The following is a 4,967-nucleotide window of genomic DNA, read 5'->3' as shown; positions in this document are numbered from 1 at the left end:
GCGGTCTTCCCGGACTGGTTCGGCGCCGGCCGCGAGCGGATCAGCGCGGACTTCCAGATGGGGCAGGTCTATCTCATGCGGGGGGAGCCGGACTGGGCGCTCCCGCACCTGGCGCGGGCGCGCGCCGCCAACCCGGGGGACCCCGATGTCCTCAACTCGCTGGGCGCGGCTCACGCGCAGCACGGCGATTTCGACGAGGCCGAGAAGGCGTACCAGGCGGCGCTCGCGCTCGGGGATTTCGGCGAGGTCTGGTTCAACCTCGGCGTCGTCGCCGAGCGCCGGGGGCCGCAGTTCCGCGGCCTCGCGGCGGAGCGGTACCGCCGGGCGCTCGCCGCGGATCCGACGTCCGCGCGCGCCCGCGCCAACCTCGAGGCGCTCGACGGAGCGGACGAAGCGGGACTGTGAGGTGTCGGCACAATGAAGGGGAGGACGATCGACGGGGATGGGAGGCCCGACCTGGGCCTGCGGCTCACCGGGCGCTGGAACGGCGAGCGCGCGCTCGAGCGTGTCAACGCGCTGCTCCAGGAGGCCGGCGCCACGCTCAAGGAGTTGTTCGCGAGCGGCCTGGCGCAGACGCACCTCTCGGACGGCGTCAAGGATGACGCCGCCGAGATGGCCCGCACCGCGGACCGGACCGAGACCCTCGCGGCGCGCGTCGTCGAGGAACTGGAGGAGATGTCCGTCACGATCGACGAGATCGCGCACGCGATCGACCGCAGCGGCGCCGGCGAGGGGCGGTCGGCCGGCGCGGGCGCGCAGGAGTCGGCGCTGGAGAGCGTCCGGCGGCTCGCCGCGCAGATCTCGTCGTGGGCCGAGACGAACCGGACGCTCTCCAGCGCCTCGGAGCGGATCGCCGGTTCGGTCTCCGTCGTCGGCGAGATCGCGCGCCAGACCAACCTGCTGGCGCTGAACGCCGCCATCGAGGCGGCCCGCGCGGGCGAGGCGGGGCGCGGGTTCGCGGTGGTCGCCGGGGAGGTGCGCAAGCTCGCGGACCGCTCGTCGCAGTACGCGCGCGAGATCGGGGAGGTCGTCTCCGTCATCAAGGAGCAGGCCGGCACGTCGCTCAGGAACATGGAGGCCGCGCTGGCGAGCGCGACCGAGAGCCTCGAGAAGGCGCGTCTGACCGACGAGTCGCTGCGGACGATCACCCTCAAGGCCACGAAGATCGTGCGGGAGGTCTCGGCGCGCATGGAGGAGGTCTCGGCGCAGGCGACGGTTGGGCGCCAGCTTGCCGACCGCATCGCCGAGGCCGGCGAGGCCGTCGCGCGCAGCACGATCGGCATCTACTCGCGTCTGTGCGCGTTCCGTCTGGACGCGACCGACCGCGAGGTGGAGTCCCTGCTGCTCGAGGCCGCCGAGGAGTTCCGGCGGACGCTCGAGCGCGATGTCCGCGAGGGGCGGCTCGCCGCCGAAGCGCTCTTCGACGAGGCCTACATCCCCGTCGCCGGGGAGCGGCACACCAACCGCGCCGTGGAGTACTTCGACGGGCGGATCCTGCCCCTGCTCCGGGGGTGGGCCGCGCGCCACCCCAGCCTCGTGTACGTGGTCGCGATGGACCGCAACGGCTTCATGCCGACGCACCTGCTGCGGGCGCGCGCGGGGGTGATCATGAAGGACCCGGTCTCGCAGGCCGGCGCCCGCTCGGGGCGGTTCATCGGGCAGGCTTTCCGGCGCCCCCTGGAGGCCGGTGGCGAGCTGGTCGTCGACGTCGCCGTGCCGATCGCGGTCGGCGGGCGGCCGTGGGGCTGCCTGCGGGTCGGCTACCTGCCGCAGACCGGGTAGCGCGGCCTGGCGCCGCCGGGACGCGCCAGGGCCTCCCGAGCGACCCCGGCTACCTCTGAAGGCGGGCGGCGACCGCGTCGATGAAGCCCGCGGTGTCGACCCAGCTCTCGCGCGGCGGGTCCATCGTGCCGTGGATGATGCGGGCGAGATCGCGCGTCATCACGCCGCCGGCGATGCAGCCGAGGACCGCCTGCTCGATGCGGTCGGCGAACGCGACGACCTTGTCCGTGCCGTCGAGGTCGCCGCGCTTGCGGATCGCCCCCGACCACGCGAAGATCGTCGCCACCGAGTTCGTGCTCGTCTCGCGGCCCGCGAGGTGATCGCGGTAGTGGCGGCTGACGGTGCCGTGCGCGGCCTCGTACTCGAACTTCCCGTCCGGCGAGACGAGGACCGAGGTCATCATGCCCAGCGAGCCGAAGCCCGCCGCGACCATGTCGCTCTGGACGTCGCCGTCGTAGTTCATGCAGGCCCAGAGGATGCCCCCCGGGTGCTTGACGATCTGCGCCACGGCGTCGTCGATGAGCATGTAGCGATACGAGATGCCGAGCGTCCGGAACTCGCCGGCGCGCGCGGCCGCCTCCTCCGCGAAGATGGTCTTGAAGAGCGTGTGGTAGGTCTTGCTGATCGTGTCCTTGGTCGCGAACCAGAGGTCGACGCCCTCGGCAAGCGCGTAGTTCATGCAGGCGCGGGCGAACGAGCGGATCGACTTCGCCGTGTTGTGCATCCCCATGATCACGCCGGGGCCGCCGAAGTCGTGGATCGTGATCCGCACCGGCTCGCCGCCCTCCGCGGGCGTGAAGACCAGCTCGGCCTTCCCGGGCCCGGGCACGAGGTACTCGCGGTTGTTGTAGATGTCGCCGTAGGCGTGGCGGCCGATGGCGATGGGCTTGACCCAGCTGCGGACCGCCGTCGGGATGTTCGGGCAGATGATCGGCTTGCGGAAGACCGTGCCGTCGAGCGCGCCGCGGATCGTGCCGTTCGGGCTCGGCCAGGCCTTCTTGAGCTTGAACTCCGTCACCTGCGCCATGCTCGGCGTGATGGTGGCGCACTTGACCCCGACGCCGTGCCGGGCGATCGCCGCCGCCGCCTCGCGGGTGACCTGATCTTCAGTCGCGTCGCGGTTGAGCAGCCCGAGGTCGTAGTACTCGAGCCGCACGTCGAGGAACGGCAGGATCAGCTTCTCCTTCACGAGCTGCCAGATGATGCGGGTCATCTCGTCGCCGTCCAGCTCGACGATCGGGTTCTGCACGCGGATCTTCGTCATGCTTCCATCCTCTCGGTTGTCCGGGAGCATCGTTGTACCAGAAATCGGGGGCCGGGAACAGGCAAATCCGGGTGATTGACTCGGAGATAGCGCCGGTGGAGAATGCCGTGCGCGCCGGCAGGCAGCCGGCAGGAGGATGCGGATGAAGGCAAAGATCGCGACCGCTGTGTTCGGGACGATGCTCGGCATTGCGTTGCCGCTGTGCGCCGAGGAGGCCAGGGGAGTTGCCGCGGACGAGGCCCTTGCGCGGCTCATGGACGGCAACCGGCGCTTCGTCGAGATGAAGCTCGCGCACCCCGAGCAGGACGTGGCGTGCCGGACGACCCTGGCGAAAGGCCAGCAGCCGTTCGCCGTCATCCTCGGCTGCTCCGACTCCCGCGTCCCGCCGGAGGTGATCTTCGACCAGGGCCTCGGCGATCTCTTCGTGGTCCGCGTCGCCGGCAACGTCGCCGACGACATCGGCATCGCGAGCATGGAGTACGCGGTCGAGCACCTCGGCTCGCGGCTGATCGTCGTGCTCGGGCACGAGCGCTGCGGCGCGGTGACGGCCGCGGTCAAGGGCGGCGAGCTCCCCGGCCACCTGCCGGCCCTGATGGCGGCGCTCAAGCCGGCCGTCGAGAAGGCCAGGGGCGGGGAAGGGGACGCCGTGGAGGCCGCCGTGGCCGCCAACGTCGCCGCCACGGTCGCCCTGCTGCGCGAGTCCAAGCCGATCCTGGCGGAGATGGTCGAGAAGGGCGAGATCAGGATCGTCGGCGCCCGCTACGACCTGGACAGCGGCGAGGTGGCGCTGGTCAGGTAGCGGCGCTCAGGCCACGATCCGCGCGCACGCGCGGATCCAGCAAGGGGTACCTGTTGATCTGGATTGGAGCAAGGTGATTACGCCCCATGCTGACAGGGAAGGGCTTGTCAAGAACCAGGCGCTGCAGTCGAAGCACGATGACAAGTCGATTTGTCTGATCCGCGCGTACGCGCGGACTTGGGCTCAGGGGTCGTACTCGGCCCGGATGAGGTGGACGTCGAGCGCCACGAGCGTCGGGCCGGGCAGGGCGATGTTGCCGGGGATCATCGGGCGCACGCGCCGGCGCGTCGGCGCCTTGAAGCCGTTGAAGTTGCGGTAGTCCTCGCAGAAGTGGGCGGCGCGCGCCCAGGCGCCGACCACTTCCGCGACGTACTCCTGGCGGCGCAGGTGCAGGCGCTCGTCGAAGAAGAAGAGCTGCGTCGCGCTGTGTGTCGGCAGCGACTCGGGGAAGCGCACCCGCAGGCACGTCCAGGTGGCGGGCATGCCGCGGCGCGGCGGCACCGCCGCCACCTGCACGCCGTCGTGCAGGAGCAGCCGCGGCAGCATCAGGTAGTTCCAGGTCGCGTAGCCGCCGAAGTAGACGAAGTCGAGGTCGTCCCAGCCCAGCAGTTTCCCGGGGGCGTTCATCTGGGCGCGGGGGCAGGCGCGGCGCTCGACGACGCGGCCGGCGCTGCCGAGGATCCGCACCTCCTCGTTGCCGATCAGCTCGCCGGTCATCCCCGGCGAGGGGTAGTCGTGGAAGAGGAAGTGCGGTTCGCGCGCCATGGCCGTCACGCTGGCATGGCACAGCGCCGGGCGCCGCTTGAAGGCGAAGAGCAGGCCGCGCGCCGAGACCTCGGCCTCGAGCGCGTAGAGGCTCTCCCAGCGCTCGCGTCCGCCGTGGACAGCAAGGATCTTCTCGACGATGGGTCCGGTCTCGAGGGCCGGCTGCATGGGCGCAAGTATAGCCGGGAAAGGGGTGTCGCGCATGCGAATCGCGTCTATACTTAGGGCAGTCATGGTCCCGTCGGTGTGGGGCGCCAGCGCAGGGCTCGGCAGGGGCGGTCGTGCGGCCGCCGCCGCCGCGGTCTGCCTGCTGGCCGCGCTCGCGGGAGGGGCGCCGGCCGTCGAGCGGGATGGGCT

The 4,967-nt window shown here is 71.3% G+C and carries 5 protein-coding genes; 3 read left to right on the top strand and 2 right to left on the bottom strand.

Going from position 1 to position 4,967, the window contains the following annotated elements; genetic code table 11:
* The coding region (locus tag VI078_10590) for a tetratricopeptide repeat protein (protein ID HEY5999727.1) at positions 1-405 on the top strand (405 nt) is incomplete at its 5' end.
* Between the two features lie 12 nt (positions 406-417).
* The gene (locus VI078_10585) at positions 418-1,782 is read left to right on the top strand and encodes a methyl-accepting chemotaxis protein (protein HEY5999726.1); all 1,365 of its coding nucleotides are present in this window, start codon (positions 418-420) and stop codon (positions 1,780-1,782) included.
* Positions 1,783-1,831: 49 nt separating this feature from the next.
* Here the strand turns inward: VI078_10585 and VI078_10580 are convergent, their stop codons facing one another.
* Positions 1,832-3,046: an NADP-dependent isocitrate dehydrogenase gene (locus tag VI078_10580; GenBank protein ID HEY5999725.1), complete on the bottom strand. Its 1,215-nt coding sequence runs from the start codon at positions 3,044-3,046 to the stop codon at positions 1,832-1,834.
* A gap of 142 nt (positions 3,047-3,188) precedes the next feature.
* Here VI078_10580 and VI078_10575 point away from each other — a divergent pair, with 142 nt between their 5' ends.
* Positions 3,189-3,845 carry a carbonic anhydrase gene (locus VI078_10575; protein ID HEY5999724.1) on the top strand — a complete coding sequence of 219 codons (657 nt, stop codon included), beginning with the start codon at positions 3,189-3,191 and terminating at the stop codon, positions 3,843-3,845.
* A 183-nt stretch (positions 3,846-4,028) separates the two neighbouring features.
* Here VI078_10575 and VI078_10570 read toward each other — a convergent pair whose 3' ends face one another.
* Positions 4,029-4,814 (bottom strand): hypothetical protein, encoded by a 786-nt coding sequence (locus tag VI078_10570; protein ID HEY5999723.1) that lies wholly within the window; start codon positions 4,812-4,814, stop codon positions 4,029-4,031.
* Between the last annotated feature and the right edge of the window lie 153 nt (positions 4,815-4,967).

The organism is bacterium (genome assembly GCA_036524115.1).
Classification (GTDB): domain Bacteria; phylum JAUVQV01; class JAUVQV01; order JAUVQV01; family DATDCY01; genus DATDCY01.
The sequence above is the reverse complement of the archived record's forward strand: the minus strand, read 5'-3'. Positions and strand labels throughout refer to the sequence as shown.

Coding starts and splice junctions, on each gene's coding strand:
- VI078_10585 (HEY5999726.1), top strand. CDS start 418: ATGAAGGGGAGGACGATCGACGGGGATGGGAGGCCCGACCTGGGCCTG.
- VI078_10580 (HEY5999725.1), bottom strand. CDS start 3,046: ATGACGAAGATCCGCGTGCAGAACCCGATCGTCGAGCTGGACGGCGAC.
- VI078_10575 (HEY5999724.1), top strand. CDS start 3,189: ATGAAGGCAAAGATCGCGACCGCTGTGTTCGGGACGATGCTCGGCATT.
- VI078_10570 (HEY5999723.1), bottom strand. CDS start 4,814: ATGCGCGACACCCCTTTCCCGGCTATACTTGCGCCCATGCAGCCGGCC.